18 protein-coding genes and 1 pseudogene are annotated in these 13,985 nt (G+C 58.6%); 10 read left to right on the plus strand and 9 right to left on the minus strand.

Features of this window, described 5'->3' with window-relative positions:
• From HMPREF1546_RS09805 to HMPREF1546_RS09845, 10 genes and pseudogenes are all read left to right on the plus strand, one after another.
• A pseudogene (locus HMPREF1546_RS09805) lies at positions 1-354 on the plus strand (adenosine deaminase); the annotation flags it as partial.
• A gap of 89 nt (positions 355-443) precedes the next feature.
• Positions 444-779 carry a hypothetical protein gene (locus tag HMPREF1546_RS09810; protein ID WP_021751899.1) on the plus strand — a complete coding sequence of 112 codons (336 nt, stop codon included), beginning with the start codon at positions 444-446 and terminating at the stop codon, positions 777-779.
• A gap of 143 nt (positions 780-922) precedes the next feature.
• Positions 923-2,197 (plus strand): aminotransferase class I/II-fold pyridoxal phosphate-dependent enzyme, encoded by a 1,275-nt coding sequence (locus HMPREF1546_RS09815; RefSeq protein ID WP_021748374.1) that lies wholly within the window; start codon positions 923-925, stop codon positions 2,195-2,197.
• Complete coding sequence (locus HMPREF1546_RS09820) at positions 2,194-3,063, plus strand: radical SAM protein (protein ID WP_021748375.1); 870 nt, start codon at positions 2,194-2,196, stop codon at positions 3,061-3,063. Before HMPREF1546_RS09815 ends, HMPREF1546_RS09820 begins: the two co-directional genes overlap by 4 nt.
• A gap of 364 nt (positions 3,064-3,427) precedes the next feature.
• Positions 3,428-3,859 carry a helix-turn-helix transcriptional regulator gene (locus tag HMPREF1546_RS09825; RefSeq protein ID WP_021748376.1) on the plus strand — a complete coding sequence of 144 codons (432 nt, stop codon included), beginning with the start codon at positions 3,428-3,430 and terminating at the stop codon, positions 3,857-3,859.
• 25 nt (positions 3,860-3,884) lie between these two features.
• A complete protein-coding gene (locus HMPREF1546_RS09830) occupies positions 3,885-4,289 on the plus strand; it encodes a hypothetical protein (protein WP_051320006.1) in 405 nt (134 codons plus the stop codon).
• A gap of 64 nt (positions 4,290-4,353) precedes the next feature.
• A complete protein-coding gene (locus HMPREF1546_RS09835; RefSeq protein ID WP_036629787.1) occupies positions 4,354-5,061 on the plus strand; it encodes a hypothetical protein in 708 nt (235 codons plus the stop codon).
• Positions 5,061-5,534: a hypothetical protein gene (locus HMPREF1546_RS18850; protein ID WP_021751900.1), complete on the plus strand. Its 474-nt coding sequence runs from the start codon at positions 5,061-5,063 to the stop codon at positions 5,532-5,534. Before HMPREF1546_RS09835 ends, HMPREF1546_RS18850 begins: the two co-directional genes overlap by 1 nt.
• Before the next feature lie 281 nt (positions 5,535-5,815).
• On the plus strand, positions 5,816-6,088 hold the full coding sequence (locus HMPREF1546_RS09840; protein WP_021748380.1) for a CD3324 family protein: 273 nt from the start codon (positions 5,816-5,818) through the stop codon (positions 6,086-6,088).
• A 126-nt stretch (positions 6,089-6,214) separates the two neighbouring features.
• Positions 6,215-6,616: an RNHCP domain-containing protein gene (locus tag HMPREF1546_RS09845; RefSeq protein WP_021748381.1), complete on the plus strand. Its 402-nt coding sequence runs from the start codon at positions 6,215-6,217 to the stop codon at positions 6,614-6,616.
• A 45-nt stretch (positions 6,617-6,661) separates the two neighbouring features.
• Here HMPREF1546_RS09845 and HMPREF1546_RS09850 read toward each other — a convergent pair whose 3' ends face one another.
• The 9 genes from HMPREF1546_RS09850 to HMPREF1546_RS09885 form a co-directional block, all read right to left on the minus strand.
• Complete coding sequence (locus HMPREF1546_RS09850) at positions 6,662-7,528, minus strand: YitT family protein (RefSeq protein ID WP_036629790.1); 867 nt, start codon at positions 7,526-7,528, stop codon at positions 6,662-6,664.
• Positions 7,529-7,725: 197 nt separating this feature from the next.
• Positions 7,726-8,151 carry an aspartate carbamoyltransferase regulatory subunit gene (locus tag HMPREF1546_RS09855; protein WP_021748383.1) on the minus strand — a complete coding sequence of 142 codons (426 nt, stop codon included), beginning with the start codon at positions 8,149-8,151 and terminating at the stop codon, positions 7,726-7,728.
• A gap of 18 nt (positions 8,152-8,169) precedes the next feature.
• The gene (gene pyrB / locus HMPREF1546_RS09860; RefSeq protein ID WP_021748384.1) at positions 8,170-9,090 is read right to left on the minus strand and encodes an aspartate carbamoyltransferase; all 921 of its coding nucleotides are present in this window, start codon (positions 9,088-9,090) and stop codon (positions 8,170-8,172) included.
• Between the two features lie 199 nt (positions 9,091-9,289).
• Complete coding sequence (gene pyrE, locus HMPREF1546_RS09865; RefSeq protein WP_036629792.1) at positions 9,290-9,931, minus strand: orotate phosphoribosyltransferase; 642 nt, start codon at positions 9,929-9,931, stop codon at positions 9,290-9,292.
• 35 nt (positions 9,932-9,966) lie between these two features.
• Positions 9,967-10,137 carry a hypothetical protein gene (locus HMPREF1546_RS18855; RefSeq protein ID WP_021748387.1) on the minus strand — a complete coding sequence of 57 codons (171 nt, stop codon included), beginning with the start codon at positions 10,135-10,137 and terminating at the stop codon, positions 9,967-9,969.
• A 21-nt stretch (positions 10,138-10,158) separates the two neighbouring features.
• Positions 10,159-10,863 carry an orotidine-5'-phosphate decarboxylase gene (gene pyrF / locus HMPREF1546_RS09870; protein WP_021748388.1) on the minus strand — a complete coding sequence of 235 codons (705 nt, stop codon included), beginning with the start codon at positions 10,861-10,863 and terminating at the stop codon, positions 10,159-10,161.
• Between the two features lie 40 nt (positions 10,864-10,903).
• The gene (locus tag HMPREF1546_RS09875; protein WP_021748389.1) at positions 10,904-11,818 is read right to left on the minus strand and encodes a dihydroorotate dehydrogenase; all 915 of its coding nucleotides are present in this window, start codon (positions 11,816-11,818) and stop codon (positions 10,904-10,906) included.
• Positions 11,812-12,549, minus strand: coding sequence for a dihydroorotate dehydrogenase electron transfer subunit (locus tag HMPREF1546_RS09880; protein ID WP_021748390.1), 738 nt, complete (start codon positions 12,547-12,549; stop codon positions 11,812-11,814). Before HMPREF1546_RS09880 ends, HMPREF1546_RS09875 begins: the two co-directional genes overlap by 7 nt.
• Complete coding sequence (locus tag HMPREF1546_RS09885) at positions 12,546-13,862, minus strand: dihydroorotase (RefSeq protein ID WP_021748391.1); 1,317 nt, start codon at positions 13,860-13,862, stop codon at positions 12,546-12,548. The genes HMPREF1546_RS09880 and HMPREF1546_RS09885 overlap by 4 nt, the downstream gene beginning before the upstream one ends.
• Positions 13,863-13,985: the final 123 nt, after the last annotated feature.

The following is a 13,985-nucleotide window of genomic DNA, read 5'->3' on the forward strand; positions in this document are numbered from 1 at the left end:
GACCACGGCGTCCGGGCGGCAGAGGACGCGGATTTGACGGCCCGGCTGGTGCGGGAGCGGGTGCCGCTGAACATCTGCCTGACCTCCAACCTGACACTGCTGTACCGGCGGCGGGAGGATCATCCCCTGCGGCGTCTGCTGGATGCAGGGGCGGTGGTGACCCTGAGCCGGGACGATCCTACCTTCCTGGGCGGGCTGACCCTGACGGAGGAGCTGCGCCGGGCCGCAGAATTCGCCTATATGAGCCGTGAGGAACTGCTGGCCTGCCAGGAGGCGGCGGTGGACGCCGCCTTCTGCGGACCGGAGACCAAGAACTTCCTGCGGCGGACCCTTGCGGAATTTCAGCAGAGCTGACAGGCGCAGTCAGGCGTTGCCGCGCATAAGATGGGTTGTATCCAGGGCGGAAACGCCGGATATAATTTCCATGAAACGAGGGAATTCCTTTGCGTATCAATGAAGCCTATGAGCATGAGCCCATTTTACCATATCAGTCCGAAGAATCCTGCCCCCTGAACGGCTGCAACAAGGTCAGTACCCAGTGTGTGGATGTGACTGCCTCCGTGATCCTGTCCCCCACCGCAGTCATGGGCAGCCCCACCGTCACCTGTCAGGGCAATCCCACCATCACCTGCGCCACCAATGCAGACGGAACCATGTGCACCGTGACTATGACCCAGAAGGTCTGTGTCTCCATCCCGGTCCGCTACGGCACGACCATTTCTACCTGCGACCCCACCATCACCTGCGCAGAGAGCTGCATCGGCTGCGGCGGCTGCTGAGGAAAGCGGAACAGGGTCCCCGCCCATTTCGGCGGGGCCCTTTTCGTGTTTGCGCCCAGGAGAAATGGGGTTGCAAGTTTGTTGAAAAAACGATATACTGAATTGGATTTGTAAAGATTTTTCAACAGAAAGGAAGCGCTGTAATGACTGCTTATCCCAAGATGACCGCCGAGGAGCGGAAGGCGGAATACGCCGAGGTGACCCGGGAGTACGAGGAGCTGAAGGCCCGGGGACTGAATCTGAACATGGCCCGGGGCAAGCCCGGTAAGGCGCAGCTGGATCTGGTCAGCGATATTTTCAGCCTGATGCAGAAGCCGGAAGACTACGTGTCCGACGGCGTCGACGTGCGTAACTACGGCGAACTCAGTGGGCTGCCCGCCGCCAAGCGGCTGTTCGCGGAGATCCTGGGCTGCCGGCCGGAGCAGGTGTTCGTGGGCGGCAACGCCAGCCTGCAGCTGATGTACGATACCATCTCCAAGGCCTATACCCATGGCCTGCTCCACAGCGAGCGCCCCTGGTGCAGGGAGCCCGTGGTGAAGTTCCTGTGCCCCGCCCCCGGCTATGACCGGCATTTCAAGGTGACGGAGTCCTTTGGCTTTGAGCTCGTCACCATCCCCATGACGGACGAGGGACCGGACATGGACGCGGTGGAGAAGGCCATCCAGGACCCGGCGGTCAAGGGCATGTGGAACGTGCCCAAGTACTCCAACCCCGACGGCATCATCTACTCCGCCGAGACCATCCGGCGCATCGCCTCTATGAAGCCCGCCGCCCCGGACTTCCTGCTGATGTGGGACAATGCCTACTGTATCCATGAGTTCGAGGGGGACTATGTGGAGTTCCCGGACATCCTGGCGGAGTGTGAAAAATACGGCAACGCCGACATGGTGTTCGAGTTCGCCTCCACCTCCAAGGTGACCCTGCCCGGCGCCGGCATCTCCTGCTTTGCCTGCTCCGAGGCCAACATGGCTTACATGGAAAAGCTCCTCACCGTTCAGGTCATCAGCTTCGACAAGGTGAACCAGCAGCGCCATGTGCTCTATCTCAAGGACAAGGCCCACACCCTGGAGCTGATGAAGAAGCACGCCGCCATCATGGGCCCCAAGTTCCGCTGTGTGGTGGACGCGCTGGACCGGGAGATCGCGCCGCTGGAGATCGCCTCCTGGCGGCGGCCCAAGGGCGGCTACTTCGTCTCTCTGAACGCCATGCCCGGCACCGCCAAGCGGACGCTGGCCCTGTGCAAGGAGGCGGGCGTCACCATGACCGGCGCAGGCGCCACCTTCCCCTATGGCAAGGATCCCCAGGACAGCAATATCCGCATCGCGCCTTCCCTGCCCCCTGTTGAGGAGCTGGAGCAGGCCATCGCCGTGCTGTGCGTCTGCCTGAAGATGGCGGCCCTGGAGAAGCTGGGCGTATGAGATACAAGGGAAGCGTTTACCGTCCGCCCTCTGAGGCGTACAGCCTCATCGTCCAGGTGACCTACGGGTGCAGCCACAACACCTGCGCCTTCTGCAGCATGTATAAGGAGAAGCACTTCGCCATTCGTCCCCTGGAGGAGGTGCTGGAGGACTTCCGCATCGCCCGGGGCGTGTACCGCCGGGTGGACCGGGTGTTTCTGGCAGATGGCGACGCATTAGTCCGGAAAGCGAATGAGCTTTACACCGTCCTGGACACCATTCGGGAGCTGTTCCCAGAGTGTGAGCGGGTCACCAGCTACGCGTCCCCTGCCTCCATCCGTATCCGGACGGAGGAGGAGCTGCGGACGCTGCGGGACAAGGGCCTGACCATGGTCTACATGGGACTGGAGTCCGGGTGCGACGACGTTTTGAAGCGGATGCGCAAGGGCCACATGTCCGCCGAGATCGTGGAGATGGGCCGGAAGGTCCGCCGGTGCGGCATGGCGCTGTCCGTCACCGCCATCACGGGCCTGGGCGGCCCGGAGCTGCTGGAGCGCCACGCCATCGAGACGGCAGAGGCCTTCAACGCCATGAACCCGGAGTATATCGGGATGCTGACGCTGATGGTGGAGCCGGAGACGCCCCTTTACGACTGGGTGCGGGACGGCAGCTTCCAACTGCTGACCCAGCCCCAGGTGCTGGAGGAAACCCGGCTGCTGATGGAGCATCTGGACAGCCCCGGCAGCGTGTTCCGGATGAATCACGCCAGCAACTACCTGGTGCTGAAGGGCACGCTGAACCAGGACAAGGAGGCCATGCTCCGCACCATCGATGCGGCGGAGCACGACCTGAGCCGCCTCCGGCCGGAGGAGTGGCGGGGCCTGTAAAACCAAATGAAACAGCCGCAGAGCAACGCTCTGCGGCTGCTTTTTTGCCCGGGACCGCAGGCTTGACAGCCCCTGCCGGAGATGATACCATAGGGCCGATTTCCAAGCGGGGTGGGATGTCGGTTCTGTGCGCAAGACCAACTACTGGGCTGAAAAGGAGGCGGCATCCCCCTGTTTGGTGTTGCCCGGCCCCCCTTGAAAGTCCAACGTGATATGTGCAGCGGCGCAGCGTGAGCGGACATTCCGGGGCATGGAAACCTCAAAAAAAGGATAAAAACCCAGTTGGCAACCGTTGGTTGCCGGAAAGTAAGCCGCGGGCGGTTTACTTTCATTTCTTGCTGGGATAGATTTGGAGATGTAAACAATGACCCTAGAGAAAAAATTGGCCTGTTTGCGAAAAAGAGAAGGGCTGTCCCAGGCGGAGGTATCGGAAAAGCTGGATGTGTCCCGGCAGGCCGTAACAAAATGGGAAACAGGGACGTCCAGGCCATCAATAGAAAATCTGCAATCTCTGAGCAGGCTCTATAACGTCCCGCTGGAGTATTTGCTGGATGACAGCAAAGACCTTTCTTTTAGTGGAATGACTTCAGCAGAAGTAGTAGAAGAATCCAAGAGTAATATAAAAGAGAAACGAAAAAAAGTACTTGTGTTGATTATTATAGGGGCCCTGGTGCTGGCGTGTTGCATAGCTCTTATAGCTGCTTTGTTTGAAGGGAACCAAAAGACTCTTGACTTAGAAGAGATACCTGGTGAGGTGATGCCTGCGACTGGAAGTGATTTTAATTTTAGCTTGTGAGATCAGGGGGAGAGGAGGTGAGAGATTGAAAATCAAAAGGATCATGTGTGCCCTACTGACACTTGCGGTAATGGTCAGCTGTTTACCGGCCTCTGTATGTGCGGCTGAGGTAAATTCTCACAAAACGTTTTCTGTCACAAGAGCGACTGGGCAGTTTAGTATGGAAATCCCAGGAGAAACCACTGTAAAAGCAGCAACCAGTTTTCCGCTGGTGGCTGGAGAGACCGTGGCAATCAATGCAGTATACACGCCCCAGTCTGCAAGTGTTGATTTTGGCCTGCTGGCTCCGGATGGCCTGTTCCATCCGGTCAATACGACGGACGGTAGTTTCGATGAAACGATAAGGGTAAACGAAAAAGGGAACTATACGCTTGTGATCAGGAATAATTCTTCTTATAGCATTAGTGTTTCTGGGTATGTGACGTACTGATAAAAGATACAACATATTAATAAAATGTCAATTTGGCTGGACAAAAAAGGGGAGGAATAATGACATGAAAAAGACTTGCTGTGTAGTTCTATCTATGATTTTGATGCTTTGTATGTCGATTCCTACAATGGCCGCATCAAAAGTCACGCTTTCAGAAGATGATCTTCAGAGAGAAATTGAGCAAAGAATGGACACGGTGCGTGAAAACATTTATGATCAGCTAAAAATGCAAGGGGCAGAAAGCCTGCTACCCGTATATGAGAGGATTATTTATCCTGATGTGGCTCAATCGATTATGATGAAATATGGCATTCCCATGCCTGCGAACAATTCAAGTACCAGAAGATATTATGCCCCCAATGGCGGCCTTGTCTACGGAACGCAACCGATTGGTGTTGAAGGCTATTCTGACTTAGCAGTTGCTAAAATTGGTTTGACAGGTGATGCTGCAAAAGAATGGCTTATTCGCCACTCTGGTGATTACATAAACATTGGGGATCTTCTTGGAGATGTGATTGGTAGTGCCATGGGAGATTTTGGCTTCTTGGCTGATTTGATTGATATTTCAGGTCACATTTCGAAGAATTTAATTGATGAAATTGAAGCTAGCGGCTGGAATGTTTTAATAGTTAATACGCTCGATACAGAATATGATTTGCCTTCAAGTGTTTACTTGGCATGGGAAGATTATCCTTATATCACTATGACTGGGGAAGGAGACTATACATTCACTTCGGATCTGAGTGATGTGTTTGAGCACTATGATATGTGATGAGGATGCTCAGAAAAACGGCCAGTTCTGCGAGCAGATGGTATTTAACAATTGAGATATTGTTACCAGTTTTATGCCAGATTTTATTTATAGCTACTCTATTTTTTGAAAGAGCTTATATTTCTATTTTTCCAGACAGTTTCTTACAGGAGATGTTTGATATACCTGTAAAGACTCAAAATGATATTCTATTTTTAAAAATTTATTCTTTTTCGTCTCTATCTTTGACAATAGGATGCTATGTTGAAACAATTTATATTGTGTATAGCAAGAGGTACCAGGAAGTTTCTGCTAAATTCCATTTCGGTGGAATAATGCTTGGCGTATTTTTTGCGAGGCTCTTTATAAAAGGAGCTACTAGAGCCGCATACACAAGTGCTACGATTGATTTTTTAGGGACAGAGGTATACTCGTTAGTATTGCTTGTTGGAGTCATAGTTATCAATAGAAGTATCAAAAAATTGAATTCATAAGAATGGCAAAAGAGAAAGGGGCCATATGGCCCCTTTCTCTTTTGCTATATAACGTCTTTATGTTGACTGCCCCGGAGAACTATGGTATAGTGACAGCGGCAGAAAAAAATTCCTGCCACTGAAAAAACCGGCTGCAGCGGTCAGGGAAATGAGGGAATCCAGTTGCAATTGAATCATTGTGTTTCGGCGTTTGACGCATAGCAGAGGCTATCGCGTCAAACAAAGAGATTTGGCATATAGCCTCTGCTCATTCCAAATCACAAGAGCTTTGGAGGAGCATCATGCGCTATATGAAAGCAGCCGACGTGCTGCCGCCGGACCTGCTGGCCCAGGTCCAGGCGTATATCGACGGGGAGTATCTGTACATCCCCCGGCGGGAGACCAGCCGCAAACCCTGGGGCGCGGCCAATGGCCGCAAGGCGGAGACCCTGGCCCGAAATCAGGAGATCTATCGGCGCTATCGGGAGGGGACCTCTGTGGACCAGCTGGCGGAAGCCTACTTTCTGGCGCCGAAGAGCATTTGGAAGATCATCGCCCGCCTGAGAAATGAATAAGAACACAAGCGCCATGCGGACTCCCGCATGGCGCTTTCTTATTTCTGAACCGAGTTGACGGTTGCGGGACCGGCCTGCGGCAGGGTATGCTGAGGGCAGTAAGACAACACCAAGGAGGAATTTCCAATGTCCCAGCGAATCCTGCAAAAACCGAAACGGCGCCGCCTGGACTACCGGCAGGATCCCTGCCGGGATGTATTCACCTGCCGGGTCTGCGGCTGGCCGGTAGGGCCTCAGGCTGCCGGAACCCAGCACCGCAACCACTGCCCCAACTGCCTTGCCAGCGTCCATCTGGATGACGAGCCGGGGGACCGGGCCGCCAACTGCGGCGGCACCATGGAGCCGGTGGCCGTCTGGGTCCGCAAGGGCGGCGAGTGGGCCATCATCCACCGCTGCAAGATCTGCGGCGTGCTCCATTCCAACCGGGTGGCGGCGGATGACAACCCCATGCTGCTGATGAGCTTGGCGGTGAAGCCTCTGGCCGCACCGCCGTTCCCCTTGGACCGGCTGGAGCGGGCGGCGGAGTAAAAACCTGAAAAATCGGCGGAGGCTGTACGGCCTCCGCCGGTTTTTCTATGCCACGTGTTTGAAATTCCCCCAGGTCTCATTGACACTGGAGACGCAGGCGAAGGTATCCGGGAAGCGGGCCAGAATCTCCTGGAACCGAACCACCTGATGGCGGTTCACCACGCAGATCAGCAGGGAACGGGGAGTCTCCGAGTACATTCCCTCCGCCTGGAGCACAGTGACACCGTGGCGCAACTGCTGCATGAGCTGCCGGGAGAGTTCCTCCGGCTGCCGGGTGACCACCTCGAATTTCATGGCGGATTTGCCGCCCTTCAAAATGGTGTCGCTGATGCTGGAGCTGAGATAGCAGTAGATCAGGCACAGGATCACCGGCTCGAACTGGCAGCCGTAGACGAAGAAGGACAACACCGCCACCGCGGCATTGAGGCTGAAGATCAGCCAGACCAGGCTGGCCTCCGGGTGCTTTTTCCGCACCCAGGCGGCTACGATGTCCGTTCCGCCGGTGGAGCCGTTCTGCCGGATCACCCAGCCGTACACAGCGCCGCTGACCACACCGGCCGCCACAGGCCCCAGGATGGCGGAGGAGCCGGAGTCATAGGCGATGGCGCTTAGGTCCATCTGGCCCAGCACCAGCGTGACGGCGGAGAACACCAGCACGAACACCAGTGTTTTGCGGGCGAAGTCCCGGTCGACTTTTTTCCAGGCCAGCAGGACCAGCGGCAGGTTGATGAGCAGGGAGAGGTAGCCGATATTGACGTGCAGCAGGTATTGCAGCATGGTGGCCAGGCCGTTGATGCCCGCCGGGGCGAAGGCGTTGGGAAAGACAAACAGCTCATAGCTGACGCCCATCAGACAGGCCAGACCCGACACCGCAAGATAGCTGCCGCAAGTGCTTCCGAGAAAACGCTTCATATCAGGTACCTCCAGTTGCTTGTTGTCCGGAAGGCAGTATAAGGGTTCTTTCTGTAAAAGGCAAGGAAAAATGCAAAAAAAGTTCTGCATTGCAGGAAAACTTTCCTGCAATGCAGAATTGCGGAATCAGGCTCCTCGGGAGCGGGGGACGCCGGCCTCCGGCGCAGCCTGGAGACCGCGCGCCGTCATGGAAAAGATCAGAACTTCCTGTCCTTCGCGGTCTCACAGTAGGCGCAGCGATAGGTGTGAGTGGCGGGATCGCTCAGCAGGAATATGGCGTCCAGCTGGGGCTCTGCTACGGTGATGCAGCGGGGGTTTTTGCAGTGGATGACATTCACCAGCTTTTTCGGAAGCTCCAGATGCTTCTTTTCCACCCGCACGCCGTTGCGGATGATGTTGACGGTGATGTTGGGGTCGATATAGCCCAGCACATCCAGATCTACCTCCATGGGGGAGTCGATCTTGATGATGTCCTTCTTGCCCATCCGGCCGCTGCGGACATTCTTGATGATGGCCACGGAGCAGTCCAGCTGGTCCAGATGGAGGTAGCGGTAGATGTCCATGCTCTTGCCAGCCTGGATGTGGTCCAGGACCACGCCGTTTTGGATGCTGTCGATGTTCATAGCGTCAATGCCTCCTTCTCACACCTGAATGCCCAGCAGCTTCAGGATCAGTGCCATGCGGATGTACTTGCCGTTCTTCACCTGTCTCCAGTAGGCGGCCCGGGGATCCTTGTCCACCGCCACAGTGATCTCGTTGACACGGGGCAGGGGGTGGAGGATGGACAGGTCCGCCTTGGCGTTCTCCAGCTTCTCCGGTGTCAGGATGTAGCTGTCCTTCAAGCGCAGGTAGTCCTCCTCATTGAAGAACCGCTCCTTCTGGACACGGGTCATGTAGAGAATGTCCAGCTGGGGGATGACGGACTCCAGATCCGTGGTCTGGGTGTAGGGGATGCCCTTCTTCTTCAGAGCCTCCTCCTTCATATACCGGGGCAGCTTCAGCTCGGTGGGGGAGATCAGCACGAAGTTGATGTGATCGTACCGGCTCAGGGCGTTCACCAGGGAGTGGACGGTGCGGCCGAATTTCAGGTCGCCGCAGAAGCCGATGGTGAAGTTGTTCAGCCGCCCCTTCTCCCGGTGGATGGTCAGCAGGTCGGTGAGCGTCTGGGTGGGATGGTTGTGGCCGCCGTCGCCGGCATTGATGATAGGTACCTCACTGAACTGGGAGGCGGCGTAGGGAGCACCCTCCTTGGGATGGCGCATGGCGATGATGTCGGCGTAGCAGCTGACGGTGTGGATGGTGTCACCCACGGTCTCGCCCTTGGCGGTGGAGCTGGAGCTGGCCTCAGAAAAGCCCAGGGTGCTGCCGCCCAGGGCCAGCATGGCGGACTCAAAGGAGAGCCGGGTCCGGGTGGAGGGCTCGAAGAAGAGCGTTGCCAGCTGCTTGTGGGCACAGGCGTCCTGGTACTTAACCGGGTTGGCGATAATGTCCTCCGCGGTGGCGATCAGCTGATTGATCTCCTCCACGGAGAGGTCGGTGATGTCGATAAGATTTCTGGGCATGATGAACTCCTTTCAGGGGTGTGGTGGGAGGGAGCCGCTCCTCGGGCGGCAGGGAATAGCTCCCGGCAAAGCCGGAAGCGGAGCGGAATTGGTCAACCGGGCCCCCGCCGAAGCCCAGCGGAGCGGGTTCGGTGGGAAAAAGAGAAATGAATGGAGCGGATGGAGCTTTCGCATCCGCCGGAAGCGGAATAAGCGGAATTTATTTCGACGTGATCCAGGATTCGTCGGATGGGTTGGCCCGGAACCTCTTCAGCCGCTCAATGTCCTCCGGCTTGATCTTCCCCTCCTCAGCGGCCGCCTCGCAGACGGCATCGAAGTTGGAGAGGGAGTGGTTGACGACATTCGCGGCGGCCAGCCGGTCCAGGCCCTTTTGGAGCCCGTAAGTGAAGATGGATGCGACGCCGAGAACCTCGGCACCCGCCTCCCGCAGCGCCTCCACAACTTCAATGCAGCTGCCGGCGGTGGAGATCAGGTCCTCCACCACAACGACCTTCTGGCCCTTCTCCAGCCTGCCCTCGATGCGGTTCTGGCGGCCGTGGTCCTTGTTGCCAGAGCGGACGTAGCCCATGGGCAGGTCCATCAGGTGGCCCACGATGGCCGCGTGAGCGATGCCGGCGGTGGACGTGCCCATCAGCACCTCCACATCCGGATAATGGGTGCGGATCAGCTCCACCAAGCCCTTCTCCACGGCCGTGCGGACGGCGGGAGCGGTGAGGGTCAGGCGGTTGTCGCAGTAGATGGGGCTCTTGATGCCGCTGGCCCAGGTGAAGGGCTCGTCCGGCCGCAGGAACACCGCGCCGATGCTCAGCAGATCGTGGGCGATTTCACGTTCGAAGTTCATGGAAAAATCCTCCTTATCCAAATGTGCGAAGATGGTCAGTGCTTTCGGCCGACCCAGAAAGCACTTGCGGCCACAATGGCTGCAAGGTACAATAGCGCCGACTCGGTATAACCGAATGGCAGGGCTTTGATCCAGATTACTCCGAATGCCAGTACCATGAAAAAGACAGCAATGACAAGGGCAAGTTCCATCAAATCAAATTTCATGCAGACGTGCCCCCGTTCTGCTCAGCCCCAAAAGTCCTTGACCGCTCTCCGATAAGCGGACACCGGGTCCTCCGCCTGGGTGATGGGACGGCCCACCACGATGTAGTCGCAGCCAGACTTGCCCGCCTTCTCCGGAGTCATGATCCGCTTCTGGTCGCCGGCGGCACTGTCCGCGAACCGGATGCCGGGGGTGACGGTCAGGAAGTCCGCGCCGCACCGCTCCTTCACCAGAGCCGCCTCCAAAGGAGAGCAGACCACGCCGTCCAGGCCGCTGGCGGCGGCGTTCTTGGCGTAGGAGAGCACCGTCTCTGCCATGGGGGTGTCGATCAGCAGCTCGTTTTTCAGGGCGGCGGCGTCGGTGGAGGTCAGCTGGGTGACGGCAATCAGCAGGGGGCGGGTGCCGTCGGGACGAGTCAGGCCCTCCAGGGCGGCCCGCATCATCTCAGAGGTCCCGGCGGCGTGGAGGTTCACCATATCCACATCCAGTCGGGAGAGGACCGCCATGGCCCGCTTCACGGTGTTGGGGATGTCGTGGAGCTTCAGGTCCAGGAAGATCTTGTGGCCCCGGGCCTTGATGTCCCGGACCACCTGGGGGCCCTCGGCATAGAACAGCTCCATGCCGATCTTCACAAAGGGCTTCTCCCCGGCGGGGAACTGGTCCAGGAAGGAGAGGGTCTCCTCACGGGTGGGGAAGTCCAGGGCGATGATGACGTCTTTTGCGCTCATATTCAAACAGTCCTTTCTGTAAATTTCTCGGTGACAGCGTTCAGCCGTGCGCCGCGCCGGTCAGGTCCGCGATACGCTCCACGCCCAGCCTTTCGCACACGCCCGGCAGGGCTTCGATGATCTTCTTGCAGGCATAGGGATCCCGCAGGTTGGCGGCGCCGATCTCCACGGCGCTGGCCCCCGCCAGCATCATCTCACACACGTCCTCCGCAGAGGAGACGCCGCCGCAGCCGATGATGGGCAGCTGCACCGCCTCGTACACGTCCCACACCATCCGCACCGCCACCGGGAACACCGCGGGGCCGGACAGTCCGCCGGTGCGGTTGGCGATGAGGGGCTTTTTCGCTTTCAGGTCGATCCGCATCCCCAACAGGGTGTTGATGAGGCAGATGCCGTCGGCTCCCGCGTCAGCGCAGGCCCTTGCGATCTCCGCGATGTCCGTGACGTTGGGGGAGAGCTTCATGAAGACCGGCTTCCGGGTGACAGCCTTCACGGCCCTAGTCACCTCCGCCGCAGCTTTTGGATCGGAGCCAAAGTTCCTGCCGCCGGCGTGGACGTTGGGACAGGAGATGTTCACTTCCAGAATGGACACCTGCTCCACGTCGTTGAGCTTGGCGCAGTTCTCAGCGTACTCCTGAAGAGAGAAGCCCCCCACGTTGGCGATCACCGGCCCATGAAAGATCTTTGCAATGTTGGGCACCTCCTCCGCGATCACCGCGTCGATGCCGGGGTTCTGGAGGCCCACGGCGTTCAGCATCCCGGAGGCGGTCTCCGCGATCCGGGGCTGAGGGTTGCCCGGACGGCTCTGTGCGGTAGTGCCCTTCCAGGAGAAGCTGCCCAGGAGGTCCAGGTCATACAGCTCTGCGTACTCCCGGCCATAGCCGAAGGTGCCGGAGGCGGGGATTACGGGATTTTTCAGCTCCACCCCTGCAAGGCGGACAGACAGGCTTACCATACGATTTCCTCCTTGTACAGAATGGGACCGTCCTTGCACACCCGCTTGTAGCCGTTTCCCGTGGGCACGGAGCAGCCCATGCAGGCGCCGAAGCCGCAGCCCATCCGGGCCTCGAAGCTGAACTGCCCGCCGGTGAGCTGGGGCAGGCCGTGGACGGCCTTCAGCATGGGGGTGGGGCCGCAGACGAAGGCGTAGCCGCACTCCGGCACGTGACGGGCCAGATCCGTAACAAATCCCTTTGTGCCCAAGCTGCCGTCCTCCGTGGCCACCATCAGGCGGCAGCCCAGCTTGCCGAATTCCTCCAGGTAAAAGGCGTCTCCGCCGGAGCGGAATCCCAGTCCCACTGTGGGGGCGATGCCCGCCTCCAGCATCCGCTGGGCCAGGCCGTACAGGGGCGCGATGCCGATGCCGCCGCCCAGCAGGATGGGGTGGGCCCCGCCCTTTGCCAGATCAAAGCCGTTGCCGAGACCCGACAGCACATCCAGCTCTGTGCCGGGGACGCACCGCACTAAGTCATGGGTGCCTTCGCCCACCACCCGGACCAGGAGCAGCAGGGCGTCCTTCGTCCAGTTGCAGATGGAGATAGGCCGCCGGAGGAATTTGCCGGGCAGCTGGATGTTCACGAACTGCCCCGGCGCCGTGATGGCGGAGGTGTCGCCGGACAGCACCAGCTCATAGGTGTCGGCGGTCAGCTGCCGGGCGTGTTCCATGGTAAAGAGGGATTGTTTCATAGGTAGTCCTCCTGACAGGAGGGAATGGGGGTCTTATTGATGTTGCGGGAGCTGGCGGTGTACACCAGATTCCCGTTGCAGATGGTCTTGTCCACTCCGGCGGTGACGGTCCAGCCGTCAAAGGGCGTGGAGCGGCCCCGGGAGAAGAAGGCACCGCTGTTGATGGCATGGGGCCGGTTCAGATCCAGCACGGTCAGATCCGCGATCTCTCCCGCCTCGATCTTTCCGCCGGGCAGGCGGAACAGCCGCCGGGGATTGACGCACAGGGCGTTCAGCAGCGTGGCGAAGGGGACGATGCCCGGCTCCACCAGCTCCGTATACAGCACCGGGAAGGCACACTCCAACCCCACGATGCCGTTGAGGCTGCGGAGTCCCCTAGACTTCTCCTCCGCGCTGTGGGGGGCGTGGTCCGTGGCGATGCAGTCGATGGTGCCGTCCAGCAGCCCTTCGATCAAAGCATCCCGGTCCGCGGCGGAGCGGATGGGGGGATTCATCTTGAACCGGCCGTCATCCATCAGATCCTCGTCGCAGAGGATCAGGTAGTGGGGCCCGGTCTCGCAGGATACCGGCAGCCCCTCCGCCTTGGCCTTGCGGATGAGGGCCACGCTCTCCTTGGTGGAGACATGGCACACGTGGTACCGGCAGCCGGTCTCCCGCACCAGCTCCAGATCCCGCTCCACCTGTTTCCACTCGCTCTCAGGGGCGTTGCCGGGGAAGCCGTTCCGCTTCGCCCACTCCCCGTCGTGGATGCACCAGCCGGGAGTCAGCAGGGACTCGTCCTCACAGTGGGCAGTGATGGGCTTGTCCAGCTGTTTTGCGAGTTCCATGGCATCGCGCATCTGGTCGGCGGACTGGACGCCTTTCCCGTCGTCGGAGAAGCCGCAGACAAAGGGCTCCATAGCCGGCATGTCCGCCAGCTCCGCGCCTTTTTCGCCCCGGGTGATGGCCCCATAGGGATACACCCGCACCCGGCCGTCCCGGGCGATGGCGTCCAGCTCCGGCCACAGGTGCTCCAGGGAGTCCGGCACCGGATTCAGGTTGGGCATGGCGCACACCGCCGTGTAGCCTCCTGCGGCGGCCGCCGCCGTGCCGGAGGCGATGGTTTCCTTATAAGAAAATCCAGGCTCCCGAAGATGAACATGTACATCAACGAAACCTGGAACAATGACTTGATCCTGACATTCAATTACGGAAAAACCTTCCTGGGAAAGGGAGGGAGAAACGGAAACAATACGGCCTTTGGAAATGGCAACATCCACATTCTGGAAAGTTCCATCCCGGAAAACAGCCCCGCCGGTCAGCAAGAAATTCATGGGTACGCTCCTTCCTCTGCGTCTTCATTCGACATATTATCATAACGGAAAAGGAAGCAGTTGTCAACGCCTATTTTCTGGAGTTTTCCAAAAGCGGCGGCGATTGCCGCCGCCTCTGGAATC

This window comes from Oscillibacter sp. KLE 1745 (assembly GCF_000469445.2).
Classification (GTDB): domain Bacteria; phylum Bacillota; class Clostridia; order Oscillospirales; family Oscillospiraceae; genus Oscillibacter; species Oscillibacter welbionis.

What these genes read in the sequence shown, in the direction of transcription:
- HMPREF1546_RS18855 (WP_021748387.1), bottom strand. Translation starts at nt 10,137, where the DNA reads ATGAAATTTGATTTGATGGAACTTGCCCTTGTCATTGCTGTCTTTTTC.
- HMPREF1546_RS09885 (WP_021748391.1), bottom strand. Translation starts at nt 13,862, where the DNA reads ATGAATTTCTTGCTGACCGGCGGGGCTGTTTTCCGGGATGGAACTTTC.
- HMPREF1546_RS09855 (WP_021748383.1), bottom strand. Translation starts at nt 8,151, where the DNA reads ATGAACATCGACAGCATCCAAAACGGCGTGGTCCTGGACCACATCCAG.
- pyrF (WP_021748388.1), bottom strand. Translation starts at nt 10,863, where the DNA reads ATGAGCGCAAAAGACGTCATCATCGCCCTGGACTTCCCCACCCGTGAG.
- HMPREF1546_RS09820 (WP_021748375.1), top strand. Translation starts at nt 2,194, where the DNA reads ATGAGATACAAGGGAAGCGTTTACCGTCCGCCCTCTGAGGCGTACAGC.
- HMPREF1546_RS09835 (WP_036629787.1), top strand. Translation starts at nt 4,354, where the DNA reads ATGAAAAAGACTTGCTGTGTAGTTCTATCTATGATTTTGATGCTTTGT.
- HMPREF1546_RS09815 (WP_021748374.1), top strand. Translation starts at nt 923, where the DNA reads ATGACTGCTTATCCCAAGATGACCGCCGAGGAGCGGAAGGCGGAATAC.
- pyrE (WP_036629792.1), bottom strand. Translation starts at nt 9,931, where the DNA reads ATGAACTTCGAACGTGAAATCGCCCACGATCTGCTGAGCATCGGCGCG.
- HMPREF1546_RS09880 (WP_021748390.1), bottom strand. Translation starts at nt 12,549, where the DNA reads ATGAAACAATCCCTCTTTACCATGGAACACGCCCGGCAGCTGACCGCC.
- HMPREF1546_RS09825 (WP_021748376.1), top strand. Translation starts at nt 3,428, where the DNA reads ATGACCCTAGAGAAAAAATTGGCCTGTTTGCGAAAAAGAGAAGGGCTG.
- HMPREF1546_RS09845 (WP_021748381.1), top strand. Translation starts at nt 6,215, where the DNA reads ATGTCCCAGCGAATCCTGCAAAAACCGAAACGGCGCCGCCTGGACTAC.
- HMPREF1546_RS09840 (WP_021748380.1), top strand. Translation starts at nt 5,816, where the DNA reads ATGCGCTATATGAAAGCAGCCGACGTGCTGCCGCCGGACCTGCTGGCC.
- HMPREF1546_RS09850 (WP_036629790.1), bottom strand. Translation starts at nt 7,528, where the DNA reads ATGAAGCGTTTTCTCGGAAGCACTTGCGGCAGCTATCTTGCGGTGTCG.
- HMPREF1546_RS09875 (WP_021748389.1), bottom strand. Translation starts at nt 11,818, where the DNA reads ATGGTAAGCCTGTCTGTCCGCCTTGCAGGGGTGGAGCTGAAAAATCCC.
- HMPREF1546_RS18850 (WP_021751900.1), top strand. Translation starts at nt 5,061, where the DNA reads ATGAGGATGCTCAGAAAAACGGCCAGTTCTGCGAGCAGATGGTATTTA.
- pyrB (WP_021748384.1), bottom strand. Translation starts at nt 9,090, where the DNA reads ATGCCCAGAAATCTTATCGACATCACCGACCTCTCCGTGGAGGAGATC.